Source organism: Kitasatospora sp. NPDC086801, assembly GCF_044745805.1.
Taxonomy (GTDB): Bacteria; Actinomycetota; Actinomycetes; order Streptomycetales; family Streptomycetaceae; genus Kitasatospora.
In genome coordinates, this window is record NZ_JBIVAX010000108.1 from 1 (window position 1) to 1,553 (window position 1,553).

The 1,553-nt window shown below is 69.0% G+C and carries 1 protein-coding gene; it reads right to left on the bottom strand.

Annotated elements, in window-relative coordinates; translation table 11 throughout:
• The coding region (locus tag ACIPLC_RS38190; protein ID WP_400477664.1) for an NRAMP family divalent metal transporter at nucleotides 1-1,553 on the bottom strand (1,553 nt) is incomplete at both ends.

Sequence of the window (1,553 nt, forward strand, 5' to 3'; positions counted from 1 at the left end):
ACCATCGCGACCAGGAGGTAGGCGCGCAGGGCGCCCATGCCGACCTTGCGGGCGGTGGACATGACCGGCTTGCCGAGGGTCTCCAGCGGGGGCATCCGCCATTCCTCGCGGCCGGTGCGGTCGATCGGGTCCTCCTTGGTGGCGGTGCGGCCGAAGGTGAAGAAGTACCCGGCGACCAGCACGCCGGCCACGCCGCAGCCGGCCATGATCCACAGGATCGCCCGCGAGCTGATGTCGGGCCAGACCACGGCGGCGGTCAGGATCAGCGACAGCATCACCAGGACCCCGACCACGGCGGAGGTGAAGGCGTTGGTCTTGGGCCCGTTGACCCACGGCCCCAGGACGGCCCTGTCGTTGCAGAGCAGCAGCAGGAACACCGTCGCCGAGGGCAGCAGCACACCGGCCAGCACCTGGACGAACTGGGTCATCAGGCCCTGGGTGTAGTCGGTGGACAGCAGCGTGATCGCGGCCGCCGCGACCACCAGGCCGGCGTAGATCGCGTAGAAGCCCTTGGCGCCCTTGACGCCCCGGTGCAGCGAGTGCCTGATGCCGAACACGTCGCCGATCGCGTAGGCGGTGGACAGGGAGACGGCGAAGGCGCCGATGATCGAGGCGTCCAGCAGCGCGATGGCGAACAGCACGCCCACCACGTGCCCGGCCTTGTCCTCAAGGCCCTTGGCGACGGCGGCCGCGTCGGAGAACTGGCCGAAGCCGTCGGTGCCGGCGAAGGCCGCGGCGGTGAAGCCCATCATCGCGGCGGCGCCGATGATGACGATGGCGATCCCGATCCACAGGTCGACCTTCTCGTACTTCATGAACCGCGGCGTGATCCGCTTGTCGATGACGTACGACTGCTGGAAGAACAGCTGCCACGGGGCGACGGTGGTGCCCACGATGGAGACGATCACCAGCATCACGGCCGCCAGCTGGCCCGAGCCGCCCGGCATGCTGGGCACCACGAAGTCGTGCGCCATCCGCGAGGTCTTCGGGTGGACCATGAAGTAGATCGGCACCAGCAGCAGCGAGCCCACGCACAGCGTGACCGCGACGCGCTCGAAACGCTGGAACGAGCCGGTGAACGCCGAGGCGATGATCACCACCGCCGCCAGGACGACCGAGGCCACCTTCGGCAGGCCCAGGTACCCGGCCGCCAGCGTGACGCCGATGAACTCGGTCACCAGGGTCAGCGCGTTCAGCAGGAACAGGTCGATGACGCTGAACGCGCCCCAGAACTTGCCGAAGCGCTCCAGGATGAGGCGGGCGTGGCCCACCCCGGTGACGGCGCCCAGGCGCAGCACCATCTCCTGGTTCACGTACAGCACCGGGACGAGCATCAGCAGCGTCCACAGCAGCTGGGTGCCGTAGTTCTGCCCCGCCTGTCCGTACGTCGAGAAGGCGCCCGCGTCGTTGTCGCCGACCATCACGATCAGGCCGGGGCCGACGATCGCCAGCAGCGTCTTGAGCCTTGCGGACAGGCCGTGACGCGGGGTGGTGTCATCGAGCCGGATGGTGCCGAGCGCACCCTTGATGTCGCCGACGTGGGCGTCGTCCAG